At 62.6% G+C, this 21,183-nt stretch carries 20 protein-coding genes and 1 other annotated feature; of the genes, 12 read left to right on the top strand and 8 right to left on the bottom strand.

The features are described from left to right. Window positions 1-28: 28 nt before the first annotated feature. The 3 genes from C8J33_RS06575 to C8J33_RS06565 are packed head-to-tail and all read left to right on the top strand — an operon-like array spanning window position 29 to window position 4,295. Window positions 29-2,239 (top strand): RNA degradosome polyphosphate kinase, encoded by a 2,211-nt coding sequence (locus tag C8J33_RS06575; protein WP_132446928.1) that lies wholly within the window; start codon window positions 29-31, stop codon window positions 2,237-2,239. 12 nt (window positions 2,240-2,251) lie between these two features. After that, entirely contained in the window at window positions 2,252-3,772 is a 1,521-nt protein-coding gene (gene ppx, locus C8J33_RS06570) for an exopolyphosphatase (protein ID WP_132663493.1), read from the top strand. 28 nt (window positions 3,773-3,800) lie between these two features. Continuing rightward, a complete protein-coding gene (locus C8J33_RS06565) occupies window positions 3,801-4,295 on the top strand; it encodes a hypothetical protein (RefSeq protein ID WP_132663492.1) in 495 nt (164 codons plus the stop codon). 7 nt (window positions 4,296-4,302) lie between these two features. On the opposite strand, the gene rnd is transcribed toward C8J33_RS06565, so the two are convergent. Together rnd and C8J33_RS06555 are read right to left on the bottom strand one after the other, a co-directional pair. Further along, a complete protein-coding gene (rnd, locus tag C8J33_RS06560) occupies window positions 4,303-5,463 on the bottom strand; it encodes a ribonuclease D (protein ID WP_110800067.1) in 1,161 nt (386 codons plus the stop codon). A gap of 114 nt (window positions 5,464-5,577) precedes the next feature. Further along, entirely contained in the window at window positions 5,578-6,975 is a 1,398-nt protein-coding gene (locus C8J33_RS06555; RefSeq protein WP_132663491.1) for a multicopper oxidase family protein, read from the bottom strand. Window positions 6,976-7,221: 246 nt separating this feature from the next. Between C8J33_RS06555 and aspS the strand changes: the two genes are divergently transcribed. The 4 genes from aspS (at window position 7,222) to C8J33_RS06535 (ending at window position 11,765) form a co-directional block, all read left to right on the top strand. Beyond that, on the top strand, window positions 7,222-9,012 hold the full coding sequence (gene aspS / locus C8J33_RS06550; protein ID WP_110799604.1) for an aspartate--tRNA ligase: 1,791 nt from the start codon (window positions 7,222-7,224) through the stop codon (window positions 9,010-9,012). A gap of 81 nt (window positions 9,013-9,093) precedes the next feature. Then, window positions 9,094-9,276 carry a hypothetical protein gene (locus C8J33_RS06545; RefSeq protein ID WP_132446936.1) on the top strand — a complete coding sequence of 61 codons (183 nt, stop codon included), beginning with the start codon at window positions 9,094-9,096 and terminating at the stop codon, window positions 9,274-9,276. Beyond that, window positions 9,266-10,090 carry a Fic family protein gene (locus tag C8J33_RS06540; RefSeq protein WP_132663490.1) on the top strand — a complete coding sequence of 275 codons (825 nt, stop codon included), beginning with the start codon at window positions 9,266-9,268 and terminating at the stop codon, window positions 10,088-10,090. The genes C8J33_RS06545 and C8J33_RS06540 overlap by 11 nt, the downstream gene beginning before the upstream one ends. 61 nt (window positions 10,091-10,151) lie before the next feature. Next, window positions 10,152-10,209: a sequence feature (sul1 is cis-regulatory element that is thought to sense ions involved in sulfur or methionine metabolism; They are found in Alphaproteobacteria), on the top strand. Window positions 10,210-10,283: 74 nt separating this feature from the next. Continuing rightward, entirely contained in the window at window positions 10,284-11,765 is a 1,482-nt protein-coding gene (locus C8J33_RS06535) for a SulP family inorganic anion transporter (RefSeq protein WP_132663489.1), read from the top strand. A gap of 74 nt (window positions 11,766-11,839) precedes the next feature. Here C8J33_RS06535 and C8J33_RS06530 read toward each other — a convergent pair whose 3' ends face one another. Next, window positions 11,840-13,033 carry a hypothetical protein gene (locus C8J33_RS06530; RefSeq protein ID WP_132663488.1) on the bottom strand — a complete coding sequence of 398 codons (1,194 nt, stop codon included), beginning with the start codon at window positions 13,031-13,033 and terminating at the stop codon, window positions 11,840-11,842. Window positions 13,034-13,231: 198 nt separating this feature from the next. On the opposite strand from C8J33_RS06530, the gene parC reads away from it, so the two are divergent. Next, a complete protein-coding gene (gene parC, locus C8J33_RS06525) occupies window positions 13,232-15,484 on the top strand; it encodes a DNA topoisomerase IV subunit A (protein WP_132663487.1) in 2,253 nt (750 codons plus the stop codon). A gap of 41 nt (window positions 15,485-15,525) precedes the next feature. On the opposite strand, the gene C8J33_RS06520 is transcribed toward parC, so the two are convergent. The 5 genes from C8J33_RS06520 to hemB form a co-directional block, all read right to left on the bottom strand. Continuing rightward, on the bottom strand, window positions 15,526-15,927 hold the full coding sequence (locus C8J33_RS06520) for a type II toxin-antitoxin system death-on-curing family toxin (RefSeq protein ID WP_132446946.1): 402 nt from the start codon (window positions 15,925-15,927) through the stop codon (window positions 15,526-15,528). After that, a complete protein-coding gene (locus C8J33_RS06515; RefSeq protein WP_110732583.1) occupies window positions 15,924-16,145 on the bottom strand; it encodes an AbrB/MazE/SpoVT family DNA-binding domain-containing protein in 222 nt (73 codons plus the stop codon). Before C8J33_RS06515 ends, C8J33_RS06520 begins: the two co-directional genes overlap by 4 nt. 96 nt (window positions 16,146-16,241) lie before the next feature. Continuing rightward, on the bottom strand, window positions 16,242-17,015 hold the full coding sequence (locus C8J33_RS06510; RefSeq protein ID WP_132663486.1) for an arginyltransferase: 774 nt from the start codon (window positions 17,013-17,015) through the stop codon (window positions 16,242-16,244). A 242-nt stretch (window positions 17,016-17,257) separates the two neighbouring features. Then, entirely contained in the window at window positions 17,258-17,734 is a 477-nt protein-coding gene (locus tag C8J33_RS06505; RefSeq protein ID WP_132663485.1) for an RDD family protein, read from the bottom strand. A 72-nt stretch (window positions 17,735-17,806) separates the two neighbouring features. Further along, a complete protein-coding gene (gene hemB / locus C8J33_RS06500) occupies window positions 17,807-18,823 on the bottom strand; it encodes a porphobilinogen synthase (protein ID WP_132663484.1) in 1,017 nt (338 codons plus the stop codon). Between the two features lie 214 nt (window positions 18,824-19,037). Here hemB and C8J33_RS06495 point away from each other — a divergent pair, with 214 nt between their 5' ends. From C8J33_RS06495 to ldtR, 4 genes are all read left to right on the top strand, one after another. Then, window positions 19,038-19,265, top strand: a complete 228-nt coding sequence (locus tag C8J33_RS06495; protein WP_132663483.1) for a hypothetical protein — start codon at window positions 19,038-19,040, stop codon at window positions 19,263-19,265. Continuing rightward, window positions 19,262-19,555 (top strand): type II toxin-antitoxin system RelE/ParE family toxin, encoded by a 294-nt coding sequence (locus C8J33_RS06490; protein WP_132663482.1) that lies wholly within the window; start codon window positions 19,262-19,264, stop codon window positions 19,553-19,555. The genes C8J33_RS06495 and C8J33_RS06490 overlap by 4 nt, the downstream gene beginning before the upstream one ends. Before the next feature lie 72 nt (window positions 19,556-19,627). After that, window positions 19,628-20,065, top strand: coding sequence for a DUF6163 family protein (locus tag C8J33_RS06485; RefSeq protein WP_132663481.1), 438 nt, complete (start codon window positions 19,628-19,630; stop codon window positions 20,063-20,065). 130 nt (window positions 20,066-20,195) lie between these two features. Further along, window positions 20,196-20,720 (top strand): transcriptional regulator LdtR, encoded by a 525-nt coding sequence (gene ldtR, locus C8J33_RS06480; protein ID WP_110726396.1) that lies wholly within the window; start codon window positions 20,196-20,198, stop codon window positions 20,718-20,720. Window positions 20,721-21,183: the final 463 nt, after the last annotated feature.

Below are 21,183 nucleotides of genomic sequence, written 5' to 3'. Positions count from 1 at the left end.
TTTCGCAAAGCGTATGAGGGAACGGGACATGGACACGACGACAGCTGCGGCAAAGACGACCTCCCCGGCCAACCCGGTCGACAAGGGTGCGGTCGATAAGGGCATTGACCTGCTGAACAGCCCGGAACGGTTCATCAACCGCGAGTTCTCGTGGCTGCAGTTCAATCGCCGGGTCCTCGAGGAGACGCTGAACACGGCCCATCCGCTCCTGGAGCGCGTCCGCTTCCTGTCCATTTCTGCGGCCAACCTCGATGAGTTCTTCATGGTCCGCGTCGCCGGTCTCGAGGCGCAAGTGCGCCAGAGCGTCGTCGTGCGCAGCCCCGATGGCAAGACGCCGGCTGAGCAGCTGGGCGACATCCTGAAAGAGATCAACACGCTGCAGATGGAGCAGCAGGCGTCGCTCGCCGTGCTTCAGCAGTATCTCGCCAAGGAAGACATCCTCATCGTCCGCCCGGTCTCGCTGTCGGCCGACGACCGGACCTGGCTGGAGACGACGTTCGACCAGTCGATGTTCCCGGTTCTGACCCCGCTGTCGATCGATCCGGCGCATCCGTTCCCTTTCATTCCCAATCTCGGCTTCACCATGGGCCTGCAGCTCGTCAGCCGCTCCGGGCGTGATCCGATGACGGCGCTCCTGCGCCTGCCGGTGGCGCTCGATCGCTTCGTGCGCCTGCCGGACGTGCGCTCCACCATCCGCTACATCACGCTGGAAGATGTGGTAGGCATGTTCATCAGCCGCCTGTTCCCAGGCTACGACGTCAAGGGCGCCGGTACCTTCCGCATCATCCGTGACAGCGATATCGAGGTCGAGGAAGAGGCGGAAGATCTCGTCCGCTTCTTCGAGACTGCGCTGAAGCGCCGCCGCCGCGGCTCGGTCATCCGCATCGAGATCGACTCGGAAATGCCGCTGGAGCTGCGTCGCTTCGTCATCTCCGAACTTGCCGTGCCGGAAAACCGCGTGGCCGTGCTGCCCGGCCTGCTGGCGCTCAACACGCTGTCGGAAATCACCAAGGCGCCTCGGGAGGATCTGCGCTTCGCGCCGTATAATGCGCGATTTCCCGAGCGAGTCCGAGAGCACATGGGAGACTGCTTCGCCGCCATCCGCGAAAAAGACATGGTGGTTCACCACCCCTATGAGAGCTTCGACGTCGTTGTCCAGTTCCTCCATCAGGCTGCGCGCGATCCTGACGTCCTTGCGATAAAGCAGACGCTCTACCGCACCTCCAACGACAGCCCCATCGTGCGCGCGCTGATCGATGCCGCCGACGCCGGCAAGTCGGTGACGGCGCTGGTCGAGCTCAAGGCCCGCTTCGACGAGGAAGCCAACATCCGCTGGGCGCGCGACCTGGAGCGCGCCGGCGTGCAGGTCGTCTTCGGCTTCATCGAGCTGAAGACCCATGCCAAGATGTCCATGGTCGTGCGGCGCGAGGAGGGCAAGCTGCGGACCTACTGCCACCTCGGCACCGGCAACTATCACCCCGTCACTGCCAAGATCTATACCGACCTGTCCTTCTTCACCTGCTCACCGGTCGTCGGCCACGACATGGCGAACATTTTCAACTTCATCACCGGCTACGGCGAGCCGGAAGCCGGCATGAAGTTGGCGATCTCGCCCCACACGCTGCGCCCGCGCATCCTCAAGCATATCGAGGAGGAGATCGTGCATGCCGGTGCCGGTCGCCCGGCGTCGATCTGGATGAAGATGAACTCGCTGGTCGATCCCGAGATCATCGACGCGCTCTACCGCGCCAGCCGCGCCGGTGTGGAGGTCGAACTCATCGTTCGCGGCATCTGCTGCCTGCGTCCGCAGGTTCCGGGCCTGTCGGAGAACATCCGCGTCAAATCGATCGTCGGCCGCTTCCTCGAGCACAGCCGGATCTTCTGTTTCGGCAACGGCCATGCTCTTCCCTCCGAGCATGCGCTTGTGTATATCGGCTCGGCGGATATGATGCCGCGCAACCTGGACCGGCGCGTGGAGACTCTCGTACCTCTCGTCAACCGGACCGTGCACGAACAGGTCCTGTCGCAGATCATGCTGGCAAATCTCATCGATAACCAGCAGAGCTACGAAATTCTCGAGGACGGCACCTCACGGCGGATCTCGGTGTCCAAGGACAGCGAACCGTTCAACGCACAAGTCTATTTCATGACCAACCCCAGCCTGTCCGGCCGGGGCGAGGCCCTGAAATCGAGTGCGCCCAAGGTTATCGCCGGCTGGGACAGCGACCGCAGAAAGTAAAGCTGGACCCGTATGGTAGAATCCGAAGCTCAGGGGCGCTTGCCTGGCATCGCTCCTGTTTCCGTCGTCGATATCGGCTCCAACTCGATCCGGCTCGTGATCTATGAGGGACTGAATCGCTCGCCTGCGGTGCTGTTCAACGAAAAGGTCATGTGCGGGCTCGGCAAGGGCATCGATGCCACCGGGCAGATGGATGCCGAGAGCGTCGAGCGTGCGCTGAAGGCGCTGCACCGCTTCAAGGCCCTCGCGACCCAGGCGCGCGCCTCGACCGGTTTCGTACTGGCGACGGCGGCGGCCCGCGACGCCTCCAACGGTCCCGATTTCATCCGCCGCGCCGAACATATTCTCGGCCAGAAGATCCGTGTCCTCTCCGGCGAGGAGGAGGCTTACTTCTCCGCGCTTGGCATCGTCAGCGGCTATCACGATCCCGATGGCGTCGTCGGCGATCTCGGTGGCGGCTCGCTGGAACTGGTCGATGTCGTTGGCCGCACCATCGGCACCGGCATCACGCTGCCGCTCGGCGGCATTCGCCTGTCGGAACATGCCGGCGGCTCGCTGGAGCGGGCGCGTGCCTATGTCCGCAAGACGGTAAAGAACGTCGATGTGCTGAAACGCGGTGCCGGCCGCACCTTCTACGCTGTCGGCGGCACATGGCGTTCCATCGCCAAGCTGCACATGGAACTGCGCGATTATCCGCTGCATATGATGCAGGGCTACGAGATGAGCTTCGAGGAGGCGATGAGCTTCCTGCCGGAGGTCATCGAGCCCAAGGACCTGAAGATCCCCGCCTTCGCCGCGATCTCCCGCAGCCGCCGCAATCTTCTGCCCTACGGCGCCATCGCCCTGCAGGAGACGATCTCGCTCCTGAAGCCGGCGCGGATCTCATTTTCCGCGTTGGGCGTGCGCGAGGGTTACCTGTTCTCGCTGCTGTCGGAGCAGGCGCGCAATGCCGATCCGTTGCTGACCGCCGCCTCCGAACTGGCCATCCTGCGGGCCCGGTCTCCCGAGCACGCCCGCGAACTGGCGGACTGGACGGGCAGGGTATTGCCGGCCCTCGGCATCACCGAAACCGATGAGGAGGCCCGCTACCGGCGGGCGGCCTGCCTGCTTGCCGACATCTCCTGGCGCGCGCATCCCGATTACCGGGGCCTGCAGGCGCTCAACATCATCGCCCACTCCACCTTCTCCGGCATCACCCATGCCGGCCGCGCCTATATCGCGCTCGCCAATTACTACCGGCACGATGGCCTGAACGACAACGGCGCCACCAGCCCGCTCTCCACCATCACGCCGGCACGCATGCTGGAACAGGCGAAGATCCTCGGTGCGCTCCTGCGCGTCGCCTACCTCTTCTCCGCCTCCATGCCCGGCATCGTCCGCAACCTCGCCCTCCGCCCATCTTCCGCTGCAAACACCGACCTCGATTTCGTGGTGCCCACCGATTACAGCGAGTTTGCTGGGGAGAGACTGGATGGACGCTTGCAGCAGCTGGCGAAACTAACGGGCAAGCGGATCGCGTTCCGGTTCGCGTAAGGGCCGTTATGAGGAAAGGGCGGTTCGCGTGACAGAAAAAAGCTCTCGCTGGCGCCGCGTCCTGTTTCTGCTGCTTATCGCTTTTGTCGGTGGTGTGGCACTCATCGTCATATCCGTCGGTTTGGAGATCAACGAACGGCGGAAGATGATCCGCGGTGAAAGCGGCCCGTTCGATGTCACCGAGGCAGACATCGATGGCCTTCATCTCCGGCTCGAACGATACCTAGACCATCTTTTCCTCGCGGAATTCCGGCGGACGCTCACCGTCACGGCAAAAGGACGCGCGCCGGTCGTGTTCGAAATGGATCAGGACACCGGCGGCATGCAGCGCATCGCGGTGTGCAAGACGGGCGAGGGACGCATCCTGCTCTCAGACAGGATCTTCAACTATCTGATAGATCCCGACGGTACGACGAAACCCTTCACGAAGCCTGAGGTGGAACCCGTCTGCGTCACGAAGCTCGGGACCTTCGACAAGGGTCTGGGGCCGAGAGGCAAATACGGCTTCCAACCGGAGCGGTGACCCGGCCTCAGGCCGGAGCACCGGGCAATTCCACCGTCTCGATCTTCCGGTCCACGAAGCGCAGCGCCACGTCGCCATTGATCAGCTTCAGCGCGATCTCGCCGAACAGATCGCGGCGCCAGCCCTTCAGCGCGCCGACATCGGCCTTCTCGCCTTCGGATGCGATGCGCTCGATGTCTTCGCTGTTGGCGATGATCTTGGCGGCGACGCCCTGCTTTTCGGCGACGAGCTTCAGAAGAACCTTGAGCAGTTCGATGGCAGCGGCAGCCCCTTCGCTCGTCTGGTTCTGGCGGGGCAGGCGGGGCATGTCGGCTTTGGGCAAAGCAAGCGCCTCGTTGACGGCCTCGATGATGGCCGTGCCGGCGCTGGAACGCTCCCAGCCCTTCGGCACCGTGCGCAGGCGCGACATGGCTTCGGCATCTTTCGGCTGCTGCTGGGCGATCTCGTAGAGCGCATCGTCCTTCAGCACGCGGCCGCGCGGTACGTTGCGGGACCGGGCCTCACGCTCGCGCCAGGCGGCGATGCGCTGCAGGACGGCCAGCTCGATCGGCTTCTTCAGGCGCATCTTCAGCCGCTGCCAGGCATCGTCCGGATGCATGTCGTAGGTCTCGCGCGATTCGAGAACCGCCATCTCCTCCGTCAGCCACAGCGAGCGGCCTTCGCGCTCCAGCTCGGCCTTCAGGTGGTGGTAGACGTCGCGCAGATGGGTGACATCGGCGAGCGCGTAATCGAGCTGCTTGTCCGTCAGCGGCCGGCGGCTCCAGTCGGTGAAGCGCGAGGACTTGTCGATATGCTCGCCCTTGATGCGGCTGACGAGCTGGTCGTAGGAGACGCTATCGCCGAAGCCGCAGACCATGGCCGCGACCTGCGTATCGAAGATCGGGTGCGGGATGAGCCCGCCGAGATGGAAGATGATTTCGATGTCCTGCCGCGCGGCATGGAAGACCTTGATGATGTCGGGATTGGCCATCAGCGCGAAGAAGGGGGCAAGGTCGAGGCCCTTGGCGAGCGGATCGACGATCACGGCGATGTCGGGACCGGCCATCTGGACCAGGCAGAGCTGCGGCCAGAACGTCGTCTCACGCAGAAACTCCGTGTCGATCGTCAGATAAGGCGCAGTGGCCAGCGTGTCGCAGGCTGCCTGCAGCGCCGCAGTCGTATCGATAATATCCATCGGATCTCCGGGATGTGGAGGCGGGTTTTCTCTCTCTTCTCTTTTGATGCGGGGATGTCAACCAACCGACATGAAAAAGCCGCGATTCGGCACGCCGCAGGCGGTCTATCAGACGATCCTGAGATAGGACGACATACCCGTCTTCTGGTGCTCGATGATGTGGCAGTGGAGCATCCAGTCGCCCGGATTGTCGGCGACCAGCGCCAGCTCGGCCTGTTCGTCCGGCTGCAGCAGGATCGTGTCCGTCGGCGGAGGCAGCACGGTGCGTTTGTTGGAGGAGAGGACGTGAAAGGTCAGCCCGTGCAGGTGGATCGGGTGGGCATGCGGCGTGCGGTTGGCGATTTCAAAGACGTAGCTCCGGCCGAGCTTCAGCTCCGCCAGCGGCGCGACCGGGTCCGGCGTATCGCCCGGCCACGGCACCTTGTTGATCGCCCAGAACGTATAGCCGAGCGAGCCGCAGATACTCTCCACCGCCTTGTGCTCGGCCGTCGCCGTGAAATCGAGGGGAATGCGCTCGGCACCGGCGAGGTCGGGACGGGCGATCGGGTTGGGTGCCAGCGCGCTGGCGTCCGCGAGGTCGCGCTTGAGCGAGGATCCGCGTGCGACCAGCGTCGCAATGGTCCAGGGCGAGGAGCCGCGCAGGTTTCCGAGCGTCACGGTCTGCCCTTCGCCATCCGGCATCCGCACCACGAGATCGGCGCGCTGTCCCGGCCCGAGATCGAGCGTATCGAGCGGCATCGGCTGGGCAAGCGCGTTCGAATCGAGCGCCAGGATCGAGGCTGGCGCATCGATGCCGAGTGTATAGATGCGCGTGACGTCGGTCGCCGCAATGCGCAGCCGCACCAGCCCGCCGGCGGGTGCCTCGAACTGCGGCGCACGCTGCCAGTTGGCGGTGCGCACCGTGCCATAGGTACCGCCGCGCGCCGCATCCCGGGGCTTGAACGGGGCGATGAAGGCACCGTCTGCCCCCAGCCGCCAATCGCGCAGGTTCAGGACGATTTCGGCGTCGAAGACGGGGTCGGCAGGGTTCTCCACGACGATGACGCCGGTCATGCCGTGGCCCATCTGGGTCAGCGTGTTGCAATGGGGGTGATACCAGAACGTGCCGGCATCGGGCGGCGTAAAGGCATAGTCGAAGCCATCGCCCGGGTAGACGTAAGGTTGCGTCATCTCCGGCACGCCGTCCATGGCGTTGGGAATGCGCAGCCCGTGCCAGTGCACGGTGGTCGGCTCGTCGAGCCCGTTGACCAGCCGGGCTGCGAAGGGCTGGCCCTGCCGCATCCGCAACACCGGTGGCACGCCCGATATCGCAGGCTCGTCGCCAAGTCCCCAGGTCATCACCCGCGTCTCCGCGCCGCCTTCGGCAATCTTCGCAGCACCGAACTGCGCCTTCAGCGTTAGAGGCGCGGCCGTGCCCGGACGCGCGGCAAGGCCTGCGCCCAGCGCGAAGGATGCAGCCGTTGCGGCACTGGCTTTGAGGAGGGTTCGGCGGGTGAGGGCGGGCATGATCCGGTCCGGGTGCATCGACGTGGCTTCTCCTTAAACTTGATCGCCCTGTTCAGCAATTGTGACGGCAATCTTTCCCGCGTGCCGCGTTGTCGCAGGGCGCGTAGAGGCGTAAGATCGGTCCATCCGGCCGAGCTCCGCCTTGACAAATCGGACCTGCCATGCGCTTTTCCGCGCGATTTCGACGCCGCCGGGACAGCGATGGTTTTCCCGTGTGCGGCATTTTGCCAGTTCCAGGAAACGCACATGCACCGTTACCGCAGTCACACTTGCGCCGCCCTTCGCCAGACCGATGTCGGCGCGAACGTCCGTCTCTCCGGCTGGGTGCATCGTGTTCGCGACCATGGCGGCGTCCTGTTCATCGACCTGCGCGACCATTACGGCCTGACCCAGGTCGTGGTCGATCCCGACAGCCCGGCCTTCAAGGCGGCCGAAGCCGTGCGCGGCGAATGGGTGATCCGCATCGACGGACGCGTGAAGGCGCGCACGGCCGAGACGGTCAACAAGACGATGCCGACGGGCGAGATCGAGCTCTACGCTCAGGAAATCGAAGTCCTCTCCGCCGCCAAGGAACTGCCGCTGCCGATCTTCGGCGAGCCGGATTATCCCGAGGACGTGCGCCTCAAGTACCGCTTCCTCGACCTGCGCCGCGAGACGCTTCACCGCAACATCGTCAAGCGCACCCAGATCGTCGCCGACATGCGCAACCGCATGAACGCGGAAGGCTTTGCCGAATATACGACGCCGATTCTCACCGCCTCGTCGCCGGAAGGCGCGCGCGACTTTCTCGTCCCGTCGCGCATCCATCCCGGCACGTTCTTCGCGCTGCCGCAGGCGCCGCAGCAGTACAAGCAGCTTCTGATGGTCGCAGGCTTCGACCGTTACTTCCAGATCGCACCCTGCTTCCGCGACGAAGACCCGCGCGCCGACCGCCTGCCGGGCGAATTCTATCAGCTCGACATGGAAATGAGCTTCGTCGAGCAGGAAGACGTCTGGAACACGATGGCGCCCGTCATCACCGGCGTGTTCGAAAAATTCGCGGACGGCAAGCCGGTCACCAAGGACTGGCCGCGCATTCCCTACGACGTCGCGATCCGCAAGTACGGTTCCGACAAGCCGGACCTGCGCAACCCGATCGAGATGCAGGCCGTGACCGAGCACTTCGCCGGCTCCGGCTTCAAGGTCTTCGCCAACATGATCGCCTCCAACCCGAAGGTCGAAGTCTGGGCGATTCCGGCCAAGACCGGAGGCTCCCGCGCCTTCTGCGACCGGATGAACGCCTGGGCGCAGTCCACCGGCCAGCCGGGGCTCGGTTACATCTTCTGGCGCGCCGAGGGCGAGACCGTCGAAGGCTCCGGCCCGCTCGCCAAGAACATTGGTCCCGAGCGTACCGAGGCGCTGCGCGTCCAGCTCGGCCTGGAAGCCGGCGACGCCTGCTTCTTCGTCGCCGGTGATCCCGCCAAGTTCTACAAGTTCGCAGGCGAAGCCCGCACGCGCGCCGGCGAAGAGCTGAACCTCGTCGACCGCGACCGGTTCGAGCTCTGCTGGATCGTGGACTTCCCCTTCTACGAATGGAGCGAGGAAGAGAAGAAGGTCGATTTCGCACACAACCCCTTCTCCATGCCGCAGGGCGGGCTTGAGGCACTGGAAACGCAGGATCCGCTGACGATCAAGGCTTACCAGTACGACGCCGTCTGCAACGGCTTCGAGATCGCGTCGGGCTCCATCCGGAACCAGTCGCCGGAACTGATGGTCAAGGCGTTCGAGCTGGTCGGCCTGTCCAAGCAGGACGTGGAAGATCGCTTCGGCGGCATGTACCGCGCCTTCCAGTACGGCGCTCCCCCGCACGGCGGCTGCGCCTTCGGCATCGACCGCGTGGTCATGCTTCTGGTCGGCGCCAAGAACCTGCGTGAAATCTCGCTGTTCCCGATGAACCAGCAGGCCCAGGACCTGCTGATGAACGCCCCCAGCGAAGCCGCCCCGACACAGTTGCGCGAACTGGCCTTGAGGGTTGTGCCGCAGCCGAAGAAGGATTGATTCCTGGCATCGGCCTCATGACGAACTATGTGTGGTCATTGGCTCTCAGTTTGTTAAGATGAGACTCGACGGAGAACGCACATGAACGCAGAACTTGAAAAGCTTATCGAGAAGGCTCGGTCCATCGTTCCAACGGAGGATCATCTTGAAAAGCAGAGGCGAAGTTTTGCCTATGGTTCTGCGAAGATCGAGAACAGCGATATTACGCGCGAGATGATCGACCAAGCCGCCATGCGTCTCAGACAGGAGACGCATGGCAAATGACCGTTCGAGTGAAGCAGGAAAGCCGGTTCTCGTCAGTGATCCGCAACAAGTAGCGCGGATCGAAGCCGAGAACACATTGCGGCAGTTCGATGCTGCGATAGCGGAAATGGAAGTCTGGATCGGGACACCCGGTTACAAGCTCCGACCGTCCAAGATTATGACATTGAATCGTCTCGCTCTTGATCGGTTGAGCGAATATGCGGGAACCAATCGTCCAAGCGGGATAAAGATAACCGATAGTTCCCATGTGCCACCGGATGCCTCGCAAGTTCAGCTCCTCATGGAGGAATTTTGCGACTATGTGAACGACGAGTTCAAATCCCAAAACGCTATTCATCTCGCCGCTTATGCGCTTTGGAAGATCAACTGGATTCACCCTTTTGTGGATGGCAACGGCCGCACAGCCCGCATTGTGTCCTATCTCATTATGTGTTCCAAACTCGGCTATCGTTTGCCAGGAACACGGACAATCCCAGATCAGATTGCCGATAATAAGAAACCTTATTATCGGGCTCTAGAGAAGGCGGACGCCGCGTTCAAAACCGGACATCTGGATTTGAGCGCTTTGGAAGACCTGATCAACGGTCACCTCGCGGTTCAGCTTCTCGATATTCACGATACCGCAGCGGGCAAAGTCGAGCGGGCGCGCGAAGCCGTTGCGGACAATCTCGTCTCAGCGTCGCCGAAGCCTGACGTCGTATCGTCAGCATCTCTAACGTGGCTTCAACAAGTAGAGATGCATCCTGTTTTCTACACCTTCCTTGGGAGTGTGATTCTCGCGGCATTGGGGTTCATGCTTTCGAAGTTTGCATGAGGCGCGTTCAAAAGCTAATCCTTGAAATCATCGTGAGACTGTGGCAACAGACTGAGATCACAACGGACCCGGGTGCGATCCCCGGGTGGCTCTTCCGGCCGCCGATCCGCCGGACAACGCACAGCATCAGCCCTTATAGCCGCTTCGGACCTCGTCCCGGCTGGTGCGTTCCTGTTTGCGAAACGTTCAATCCATGATCTCACTGTCCACCTACCGCCACGAATGGTTTTCTAACATTCGCGGCGACATCCTCTCCGGCGTCGTCGTGGCGCTGGCGCTTATTCCCGAGGCGATCGGTTTTTCCTTCATTGCGGGGGTCGATCCGAAGGTGGGGCTGTTTGCCTCCTTCGCCATCGCCTGCGTCGCCGCCTTTACCGGCGGCCGGCCTGGTATGATTTCGGCTGCCACGGCAGCCACGGCCGTCGTCATGGTCAGCCTCGTGCGCGACCATGGCCTGCAATATCTCTTCGCCGCCACCATCCTCATGGGGCTTCTGCAGATCGCGGGCGGCTTCCTGAAGCTCGGGCGGCTCATGCGCTTCGTCTCGCGCTCGGTCATCACCGGCTTCGTCAACGCTCTGGCGATCCTGATCTTCATGGCGCAGCTGCCGGAACTGATCGGCGTTCCCGCGCTAACCTATGTGATGATCGCCATCGGCCTCGGCATCATCTACCTCTTCCCCTATGTGACGAAGGCCATCCCGTCGCCGCTGGTGGCCATTGCGGCGCTGACGGCCGTTGCGGTCTTCGGCGGCTTCGATCTGCGCACCGTGGGCGATCTTGGCGAACTGCCCTCCAGCCTGCCGATCTTCGGCCTGCCGGACGTGCCGCTGACCTGGGAAACGCTGCGGATCATCTTTCCCTATTCCGTGACGCTTGCAGCCGTCGGCCTGCTCGAATCACTGCTGACGGCGCAGATCGTCGACGACATGACGGATACGCCGAGCAACAAGAGCCAGGAATGTGTGGGTCAGGGGGCAGGCAACATCGCTTCCGCGCTGATCGGCGGCATGGGCGGTTGCGCCATGATCGGCCAGTCGGTCATCAACGTCTCCTCCGGCGGCCGCGGGCGGCTTTCCACCTTCGTTGCCGGTGCCTTCCTGCTGTTCCTCATCCTCGTTCTCGACGATATCGTGCGTATCATCCCGATGGCCGCTCTCGTCGCGGTGATGATCATGGTGTCGATCGGCACCTTCTCCTGGCGGTCCATCCTCGATCTGCGGACCAACCCGGTGTCCTCCTCCGTGGTGATGTTAGCCACCGTCGTCACGGTCGTCGCGACACATGACCTTGCCAAGGGCGTCATCGTCGGCGTGCTGCTCTCGGGCGTGTTCTTTGCGGGCAAGGTGGCGAAGCTCTTCCGCGTGGTATCGCTCGGCGATGCCGTTGCCCGGACCTACCGCGTGGAAGGCCAGGTGTTCTTCGCCTCGGCCGACGCCTTCATCGCGGCCTTCGACTTCACCGAGAGTGCCGCCAGCGTGACGATCGACGTCTCCGCCGCGCACTTCTGGGATATTACAGCCGTCGGCGCACTCGACAAGGTGGTGCTGAAGTTCCGCCGGTCCGGTGTTCCCGTCGAGGTCATCGGCCTCAACGAGGCCAGCGCGACGATGCTCGACCGCTTTGCCGTGCACGATAAGCCGGATGCGCCGGCCCTGCCGCAGGCCTCGCACTGAGATACGAAAAAGCCCGCCGGCCTCCTGTTTGAGGAGACCGGCGGGCTTCGCCGTTTCATATAGTCAAGGCCGCGTCAGTCGTTCGCGGTCACCTTGACGCCCAGCACGCTCGGCAGCGTGTTCGGCGCGCCCATGCTGGCGCCCACGATCATCGGGAAGGGGACCGGCTTGGCCGGCTCCGCCGTGATCGTCAGGTTCTTCGGCGCATCCAGATAGGCGGTGATGGCCGCCGTCAGCTGGTTCTGCAGGTCGGGAAGGTTGAGCTGCGCGATCATGATCGGGGCGAGACCCTTGATCGACTGCGCCATCTGCTCGCCCGTCACGCCGTGTTCCGCACCGAAGTAATCGAGCAGGCGCTTGGTGATCGAGGCATCCTCGAAGCGGATCGAGGCGGAGTTGAAGTTCAGCTGCTGGATGAGGCCCATCGCCGACAGGCCGAGCGCCTGATTGGCGGCTTCCTTGTTGGGGTTGGCCTCGGCTGCCTTGAAGGCTTCCTGCAGCGAATTCAGGAGCTGGAGCGTATAGCCCGAAACGTTGAAGCCGACCGACAGGCGGCCGACATTGTCGACGTTCACAGAGTTGTCGCGAACGGCGAAAACGCCCGAGGCGAGGTCCCAGCTACCTTCCACGGTGAACTCGCCGGTCGGATTCTGAAGGCCGAGCTTGTCGATCGCCATCTTGGTCTTGGCGTCTTTGACGTCCGAGAGGTCCGCTTTCACACCACTGACGATGCCGTCGAAGTCGATGCCCTTGTCACCGTCCTGGCGGGTCAGGTTGCTTTCCGACTTGTCGATGGCGAACACGGTCTTGCCGCCGATCTCCACGGTGATCGGGCCGGTTCCGGCCGACTGGTAGTAGAGCAGGTCGTCGATGCTGCCCGTCCCGGTCTTGGCGGGCACGCGCAGGCCCGAGATCGCAATGTCCTTGGCGGTCAGGCGGGCGCCGTCTGCCGTCCGGTCGATATCCGGGAAATCCACCGTCTCCACGGTGTAGCCGCCATCCGAAAGCTCCTCGACGCCGTCGAAGGTGAGGTCGCCGATCTTGAGCTCGTCCGCCGTCTTCACCGTGCTCCGCACGCTGGCGCCCTTGAGGACTACGCTGTCGTCGTTGACATCGACCGCCTCGTAGGCGAGCGTCGCACCGTTGGTGGCATAGGCGGCGTTCAGCTTGGTGACGAAGTCGGCGCCATCGAGCGCGAAGGCGGGCGAGGCGAGGCCGGCGAAGGCGACGCCTGCCAGCAGGAAGCGAAGTCTTGGAAACTGCATCATCATTTGGTCCTTGCAATGCCTGTGATATCGGGGTCGATGTCTCCAAGGCGATTTGGGCGGAAATATATGCGGCTGGTGGAGAAATGTCAGGTAAGCGTCGTGCTTTATTTGACGAGGGCTTTCATGGGCGGCGGTTTGCTGGGGATAGCGCCGGCGAGACAACTTGATGTTCACGGTTTGTTGGGGTAGCTACGACCCATGGGACAGAGCCTTTTGCCGCCGTCGGGCGGAGACGATCATATTCAGCCCGTCGATCTCAAGGCGGCACTGGAAGAGCGCTATCTTGCCTATGCGCTTTCCACGATCATGCATCGTGCGCTGCCGGATGTTCGCGATGGCCTGAAGCCGGTGCATCGTCGCATCATCCACGCGATGAGCGAGATGGGCATCCGTCCCAACACGGCGTTCAAGAAATGCGCCCGCATCGTCGGTGACGTTATCGGTAAGTTCCACCCGCATGGCGACCAGTCGGTCTACGACGCGCTGGTGCGGCTCGCCCAGGATTTCTCCCAGCGCTATCCGTTGGTCGATGGACAGGGCAATTTCGGCAATATCGACGGCGATAATGCTGCGGCCTACCGGTACACCGAAGCGCGCATGACCGAGGTCGCGGCGCTGCTTCTGGAAGGCATCGACCAGGACGCCGTCGATTTCCGCGCCACCTATAACGAGGAGGACGAAGAGCCTGTCGTTATGCCGGGCGCGTTCCCCAACCTGCTGGCCAATGGCTCATCCGGCATCGCGGTGGGCATGGCGACGTCGATCCCGCCGCATAATGCGCATGAGCTTTGCGATGCCGCGCTGCTCTTGATCCGCAAGCCGGATGCGACGATTGAGGAACTGGTCGAGCTCGTGCCCGGTCCGGACTTTCCGACCGGCGGCATCATCATCGACAACAAGGCCAGCATCACCGAGGCCTACCGGACGGGACGCGGCGGGTTCCGCGTGCGGGCGAAATGGGTCTTGGAAGACCTTGGCCGCGGCGTCTGGCAGATCATCATCACGGAAATTCCCTATCAGGTTCAGAAATCGCGGCTGATCGAAAAGATCGCCGAACTGCTGATCGCCCGCAAGCTGCCACTTCTCGAGGACGTACGCGACGAGTCCGCCGAAGACGTGCGTGTCGTGCTGGTGCCGAAGAGCCGCAGCGTCGATCCCACCATCATGATGGAATCGCTGTTCCGGCTGACGGACCTCGAAAACCGCTTTCCGCTGAACATGAACGTGCTGTCGATGGGCCGCGTGCCCCGCGTCATGTCGATTTTCGATATTTTGACGGAGTGGCTACAGCATCGCCGCGAGGTCCTGCAGCGCCGGTCGCGCTTCCGCCTGGCCGCCATCGAGCGCCGGCTGGAGATCCTCGGCGGCTATCTGATCGCCTATCTCAACCTCGACGAGGTCATCCGCATCATCCGCGAGGAGGACGAGCCGAAGCCGTCTCTGATCAAGCGCTTCACGCTGACCGACCTTCAGGCCGAATCGATCCTCAACATGCGCCTGCGCTCGCTGCGCAAGCTGGAGGAGTTCGAGATCCGCACCGAGTTCGACGGTCTGACGGCTGAAAAGGCCGAGATCGACGCGCTGCTCGCCTCCGACGAAAAGCAATGGGACACGGTTGCCTCGGAGATCGGCGAGGTGAAGAAAAAGTTCGCCAAGGCGACCGAACTCGGCCGTCGCCGCACGGTGTTTGCCGACGCGCCGGACACGGACAACGCGGCGATCCACCAGGCGATGATCGAGAAGGAGCCGATCACGGTCGTCCTCTCGCAGAAAGGCTGGATCCGCGCGTTGAAGGGGCACATCTCCGATACGGCGACGCTGCAGTTCAAGGAAGGCGATGCGCTGAAGTTCGCCTTCCCGGCATCCACCACCGACCGCATCCTGATCGTCACCACCGGCGGCAAGGTCTATACGCTTGGCGGCGACAAGCTGCCCGGCGGGCGCGGCCACGGCGAGCCGCTGCGCATCATGGTCGATATGGAGAACGATCAGGACGTGCTGACCGCCTTCGTGCATGATCCCGCCCGCAAGGTGCTGATCGCGTCCGCCGCCGGCAACGGCTTCGTGATTTCCGAAAGCGAGATGGTCGCCAACACCCGCAAGGGCAAGCAGATCCTGAACGTCGCCATGCCGGACGAGGCCAAGATGGTCGTGACCGTCAAGGGCGATCAGGTCGCCATCATCGGCGAAAATCGCAAGCTCCTCGTCTTCCCGCTGGCGCAGATCCCGGAAATGGCCCGCGGCAAGGGCGTGCGCCTGCAGCGCTACAAGGACGGCGGTGTCTCCGACATCCGCTGCTTCACGCTGGCCGACGGCCTGACCTGGAGCGACAGCGCCGGCCGCAGCTTTACCAAGACCGCCGCCGAACTCACCGAATGGATTGCCGACCGCGGTACTGCCGGCCGCGTTGTCCCCAAGGGCTTTCCGCGAAGCGGGAAGTTCGGGGGGTAAGAGGCGATCTCTTTGACCGTCGGCGTCTTTGTGTCGATCGCCTACAGAGGTGCCTCTTCCAAAGGCTGCACGACATCCCGCAGGAAGCGGGTAGCGCCTTCCTCGTCTATGTCGCCTGAAGCGATGCCCAGCACGAACGTGTAAAGGACCGCGTCGGTGGTTGCGATCTGAAAGCCGTTTTCCATCAAGAAGACGGCGCAAGCAACGATGGCGATGCGTTTGTTTCCGTCGATGAAAGCATGGTTTTTGGCAAGGCCGAACAGGTAGGTTGCGGCGAGTTCGACGATATCGTCGCATCCGTAGTTCGCCCGGTTGAGCGGCCTGCCGAGGGCGGACTCCAACGCTCCTTCATCCCGCAACCCGTAGGATCCGCCGAAGCGTTCGATCTGGCGGGAGTGCAGGACTTGGACCAGCATACGGTCGAGGAAGATGAAGTCCGTCATTCCGCAAGCTTCTTCAGCGCGACCTTGTAACGCTCCATAAAAGCCTCAGCATGGGCCAACTGCCGCGTGAACTGCTCGTCGGGAACGCGGAGCGTCAGACTGTTGGCCTCTACCTGCACTTCAAGCTCGTCCCCCGCCTTCACGCCCATGCGATCCAGCACATCTTTCGGCAGGATGACGCCTTCGGAATTTCCAATCTTACGGACAGTGACGTTCATAGTGGCTCTCCTTGTTATAACCGACGTTATAACAAAAAGGGCGCTCTCCTACAAGAAGCCCGAGGCGATGGTTTGTCAGCCGTTCGACAGACGGGATCAGCCCGCCGCATCCTCGCTCGCGGGCCCGGCATACCGCTCCCAGCCACGCGCCATCAGGTGCTCCTGCGGCAGGAACTTCGTCTTGTAGTCCATCTTGCGCGAGCCCTTGACCCAATAGCCGAGATAGACGTGCGGCAGGCCGCGGTCCTGCGCCTTGCGGATGTGATCGAGGATCATGAAGGTGCCGAGGGAGCGGTCGGAAAAGGCGGGGTCGAAATAGGAATAGACCATCGAGAGGCCGTCGCCCATCTTGTCGGTCAGCGCCGCGCCGATCAGCGGTCCGTTGGCCCGGCCGGCAATGCCGTCGCCTTCGATGCGCAGGCGGTATTCGATGATCTTGGTGTTCACATGCGTATCCTCGACCATCATCGCATAATCGAGCACCGACATATCGGACATGCCGCCCTTCTGGTGGCGGTTGTCGAGGTAGCGGCGGAAGAGGGCATATTGCTCGCTCGACGGTTCGGCCGGGTATTCGGTGGACACCACATCGGTGTTTTCGGCGAGCACCCGCTTCATCGAGCGCGTCGGCTTGAATTCGCCGGCGACGATCCGCACGGAAACGCAGGCCCGGCAGCTTTCGCAGGCAGGGCGGTAGGCGATGTTCTGCGAGCGGCGGAAGCCACCCTGGGTCAGGAGGTCGTTGAGCTCGGGCGCCCGCTCGCCCACCATATGGGTGAACACCTTCCGCTCCATCTCATGCGGCAGGTAGGGGCAAGCCGCCGGTGCCGTGAGGTAGAACTGCGGAGACGGGGCGGTGTGGCTGTTCATGTTCATCTGGGGCGGCGATCACACTTCATGACCATACGATCACGCTACAGCGTCGTGCGCCATGTATGACACTCAGGTTCGCTGTAGCACTTTTATACCTGCTGCATAATCTCATCCTGAAATCGACTCCGATTTGAGGGATTATGCAGTAGCATGGCTCAAGAATGAAAAAGGTCAACCGGCCGTTAACACGACCGGTCGAAAACACGTCGGATTGATGAGGCAGTGTGTCCGTGCAGGCGCTACGCGCTCAGCGGGTAGCTATCGCGTCGCACCGTCACCGTGCCGATGAGAAAATCGTGCAGCAGACGGCCGCGATCCGTGAACAGGCTGATGAGCACGATGAACGGCGTGAGGAAAGCATTCGCAATCCAGAAGATCACGAGATGCACGACCGCCGTCATAAAATCCATCGGCCGCCCGTCGGTCCGCGCGATCGCCAGCCCCATCATGGCCATGCCGGGCGACGCCTGTGAACGACCGCCGACTGTGACGCCGAAGTAGAGCATCGCGACGATGGCAAAGAGCGCGGGATAGAGCAGGAAGCCGAAACCGAGCGTCAGGATGCCGAGGAAGAACACCACCACGGCGGCGGGAATCCAGAGCAGCGCGACGAAGAGATAATCGACGCAGAACGCAATGACCCGACGGCTGAGAACGCCGCGATAGGCGCGCCAATCGGTACTGGGAAAGCGAACGTCATCCTGGCTGATAGTCATCTGGGTCTCCAATCGTCATCACTCATATTGGAATGAAGCGGGACGGATTCAAGCGGTCGCTTCTCCTCGTCATCATCCTTTCCGGGCCAGAAGCCGCGCCACATCCAGTGCGAAATAGCTGAGGATGCCGTCGCAGCCGGCGCGTTTGAAGGCCAGCATGGTTTCCATCATGACGCGCTCCTCGTCGATCCAGCCTTGCGCGCCGGCGGCCTTGATCATCGAATATTCGCCGGAGACCTGATAGGCGAAGACGGGAAGGCCGAAGGCGTCCTTCATGCGCCAGCAGATGTCGAGATAGGGCAGGCCGGGCTTCACCATCATCATGTCGGCGCCTTCCTCCACGTCGAGGGCGGCGTCCCGCAGGGCTTCGGTGCCATTGGCGGGGTCGATATAATAGGTCTTCTTGTCGCCCTTCAGCAGACCGCTGGTGCCGATGGCTTCGCGATAGGGGCCGTAGAAGGCCGAGGCGAACTTGGTGGCATAGGCCATGATGCCGACATTCTGGTGGCCGGCCGCATCCAGCGCCTGACGGATGACGCCGATGCGGCCGTCCATCATGTCGGAGGGTGCGATGATATCGGCGCCGGCATTGGCCTGCGCGACAGCGGCGCGGGCGATCTGGGAAACGGTCTCGTCATTGACGATCTCCCCATCGCGTAGGATGCCGTCATGGCCGTGGCTGGTGAAGGGGTCGAGCGCGACGTCGGTGATGACGCCGATGCCGGGCACCGCCTTCTTGATGGCGCGGGTCGCCTGGTTGATCAGGTTGTCGGCATCCAGACTGTGTGAGCCGGTGTCATCCCGCAGCGCCATATCGACGTTCGGGAAGGTGGCGAGCGCGGGGATGCCGAGGTCGGCCGCCTCGCGCGCGGCTTCCGCCGCCTTGTCGACGCTGAGGCGCATCACGCCGGGCATGGCGGCGATCGGCTCGACCACGTTCGTGCCGGGCACGAGGAAGATCGGCCAGATCAGGTCGTCCACCGTCAGCTGGTTCTCGCGCACCATCCGCCGCGTCCAGTCCGCCTTGCGGTTGCGGCGCATGCGGCGGTGTCCGGTGATGAGGTCCACGATGTCGGTCTTGTCGGTCATGAAGGGCGTCTTTCGGAAATTGCGCGAGCGCGCGCCATGCAGGAGTTGGGGAACATTTATCACGATGGGGCATGAAGGCAAAACATCCCAGGTGCGGCGTCTCGTCCCGGTTCTGCATATAGAGCGCGTGTTGGCGCGTCCGACCGAGGGGGCAAGATGCAACAATTTCGAGAGAGTCGGCTTTTCCGCGCCGGTGTTTCCTGCATAATGGGGCATGACCGAGCTCCTAGAAAAAGCCGTTGAGGCCGCCCGCGCTCTTCCTGCCGTCGTCCAGGACGAGATCGCTCGCACGATGCTGATCCTCGCCCGCGAGGAGTCGGAGCCGGTTCCATTGAGCGCGGGGGAGCTTGCAGCGATTGCCGTTTCCAAAAGCGCAGCCGCCCGCGGAGAGTTTGCAACCGACGAGGACATGCGCCTTATCTGGACTGCCCACGGTCTGTGAGGCTTCGCTACACAAGACCGGCGATGATCGACCTCAAGAACGTTGCCGCGTATATCGGTGCGCGTTCACCGCAAGGTGCGCGTCGGGTCATGCAGCGTATCAAGACCTTGATCGAGCAGCTTCAGGATCAGCCTTTCGCCGGCGCCCGTACGCAAGATCCCACGATTCGTCGTTTGATCGCGTTGCCTTATCCCTACCTGATTTTCTATGAGATCACCGAGGCCGAGATCGTCATTCATGCCGTGCGGCATGGTTCCCGCGATCCTGCCGCCATGCCTGGCCAGACCTGATGATCGATCACGTTGCCACGGGCGCCCATCCCAGCCTAGCGGTTGCCACCATCCACCCTTATGGTCGCCGTCATGTCCCATGATTCTGTCCATGTCCCCAAGGTCTCGCTGACGGAGACGCTGTTCGGCGTCTTCCTGCGGCTGGTGGCGATTTCGTGTTTCTGGTTCGGCCTGAACTACTGGGCGCTGTTGATCGGTTATTCCTTCAACGGGTCCGGCCGGTTCGATCTTCTGACCGTGCCGTGGCGCGTGGCGGCGGCGACGCTGGCGGTTGCCTATCCCGTGGCCGCGCTGGGCTTGTGGCTTCTGGTGTCCTGGGGACCGGTCATCTGGGTCGTGGCGGCGGCGACCGAAATCGTCATGTTCGGCTTCTATCCCGACCTCTTCGGCACCAAGCCGCTGATCCTTGTGCTGCATGGCGGGGCGGCTCTGATCTTCGTCGCTTTCCGGGGCTTCATCCTCTACCAGCGCATGCGCCAGGGGCGTGTCGCAAGATTTGATTCACCCTGACACAGGTCACGTGAATCGTAAGCTCATGTTAAGGCTGCGGTTTAAGTAGAATTTTATACGTATTCGATAGTGTCTCCCTCAAGGCGGGAAAACATAACCACCGCCACCAAAACAGAGAGAGACCGTCATCATGAACACCAAGCTCAAGGCACAGGCTCCCGCCAACACCGTTGCTCACAAAGACCCGCAGGAAGATGCGATCCGCTCCCTGTACATGGAATCGCTCCACCTCGTCGAGCGTCTGCACCGTCGCCTGCTCGACGTGATCAAGGACGAATTCGACCGGCAGGGCCGCAGCGACGTCAACGCCGTTCAGGCGCTTCTCCTCTTCAATATCGGCAACTCGGAACTGACGGCTGGCGAGTTGCGCTCGCGGGGCTACTACCTCGGCTCCAACGTCTCCTACAACGTCAAGAAGCTGGTCGACCTCGGCTTCATCAACCACCAGCGCTCGCGCATCGATCGTCGCTCGGTCCGCATCAGCCTGACGGAAGACGGCCAGGGCATCGCCGAGACGGTCGCCAAGCTCTATGAGCGCCACATCGGCTCGATCCACAAGGTCGGCGGCATCGGCACGGACGAATTCGGCCAGATGAACAAGCTGCTCCAGCGCCTCGACCGCTTCTGGAACGACTCGATCGCCTACCGCATGTAAGATTGGCGGGGTATGATCCTCCTTGAAAAGGCCGGGCGCGGGATGGCGTCCGGCCTTTCGCATGTCCTCCGGGAACGACAGCTGGAGATCGCAGCTGCAACGTGCACCGTCACGATGTTGTCAACGGTCGTGATCCGGACTTGAGGATGTCGCCTGTCAAAGCCTCGAAAAGGGCTGATCCGCCCCGGAAATCAAGGCCGGCAAGGCTGTTGCAGGAAGGACGCAGTGCCTTGTCTCCCGGTACGTCAGCGCGCTTTCCCACTGGTTGTGTGACACCGTTTGGCCATATTGGTATGGGACGTAAAATGCTGAAAAACCGGCCCGGAATAGGGGTTCGGTCAAGCGGTTTTCGGCGCTGGCGCGCCCGCAGTCGCGGGGTCTTCGAGGCCCTTCGTCCGCCGAGGTGCCACTCCCGTTCCGGGCAGGTCTGCCTTTGTTAACCGTAATCGTGATAGCGCTGAAG

Origin of the sequence: Rhizobium sp. PP-CC-3G-465, from assembly GCF_004343445.1 — a bacterium.
GTDB lineage: Bacteria > Pseudomonadota > Alphaproteobacteria > Rhizobiales > Rhizobiaceae > Ferranicluibacter > Ferranicluibacter rubi.
The sequence above is the reverse complement of the archived record's forward strand: the minus strand, read 5'-3'. Positions and strand labels throughout refer to the sequence as shown.

Excerpts from the sequence above, each read along its gene's own strand:
- C8J33_RS06575 (WP_132446928.1), top strand. The coding sequence starts at position 29 with ATGGACACGACGACAGCTGCGGCAAAGACGACCTCCCCGGCCAACCCG.
- ppx (WP_132663493.1), top strand. The coding sequence starts at position 2,252 with ATGGTAGAATCCGAAGCTCAGGGGCGCTTGCCTGGCATCGCTCCTGTT.
- C8J33_RS06555 (WP_132663491.1), bottom strand. The coding sequence starts at position 6,975 with ATGCCCGCCCTCACCCGCCGAACCCTCCTCAAAGCCAGTGCCGCAACG.
- aspS (WP_110799604.1), top strand. The coding sequence starts at position 7,222 with ATGCACCGTTACCGCAGTCACACTTGCGCCGCCCTTCGCCAGACCGAT.
- C8J33_RS06545 (WP_132446936.1), top strand. The coding sequence starts at position 9,094 with ATGAACGCAGAACTTGAAAAGCTTATCGAGAAGGCTCGGTCCATCGTT.
- C8J33_RS06540 (WP_132663490.1), top strand. The coding sequence starts at position 9,266 with ATGGCAAATGACCGTTCGAGTGAAGCAGGAAAGCCGGTTCTCGTCAGT.
- C8J33_RS06535 (WP_132663489.1), top strand. The coding sequence starts at position 10,284 with ATGATCTCACTGTCCACCTACCGCCACGAATGGTTTTCTAACATTCGC.
- C8J33_RS06530 (WP_132663488.1), bottom strand. The coding sequence starts at position 13,033 with ATGATGCAGTTTCCAAGACTTCGCTTCCTGCTGGCAGGCGTCGCCTTC.
- parC (WP_132663487.1), top strand. The coding sequence starts at position 13,232 with ATGGGACAGAGCCTTTTGCCGCCGTCGGGCGGAGACGATCATATTCAG.
- C8J33_RS06520 (WP_132446946.1), bottom strand. The coding sequence starts at position 15,927 with ATGACGGACTTCATCTTCCTCGACCGTATGCTGGTCCAAGTCCTGCAC.
- C8J33_RS06515 (WP_110732583.1), bottom strand. The coding sequence starts at position 16,145 with ATGAACGTCACTGTCCGTAAGATTGGAAATTCCGAAGGCGTCATCCTG.
- C8J33_RS06510 (WP_132663486.1), bottom strand. The coding sequence starts at position 17,015 with ATGAACAGCCACACCGCCCCGTCTCCGCAGTTCTACCTCACGGCACCG.
- C8J33_RS06505 (WP_132663485.1), bottom strand. The coding sequence starts at position 17,734 with ATGACTATCAGCCAGGATGACGTTCGCTTTCCCAGTACCGATTGGCGC.
- hemB (WP_132663484.1), bottom strand. The coding sequence starts at position 18,823 with ATGACCGACAAGACCGACATCGTGGACCTCATCACCGGACACCGCCGC.
- C8J33_RS06495 (WP_132663483.1), top strand. The coding sequence starts at position 19,038 with ATGACCGAGCTCCTAGAAAAAGCCGTTGAGGCCGCCCGCGCTCTTCCT.
- C8J33_RS06485 (WP_132663481.1), top strand. The coding sequence starts at position 19,628 with ATGTCCCATGATTCTGTCCATGTCCCCAAGGTCTCGCTGACGGAGACG.
- ldtR (WP_110726396.1), top strand. The coding sequence starts at position 20,196 with ATGAACACCAAGCTCAAGGCACAGGCTCCCGCCAACACCGTTGCTCAC.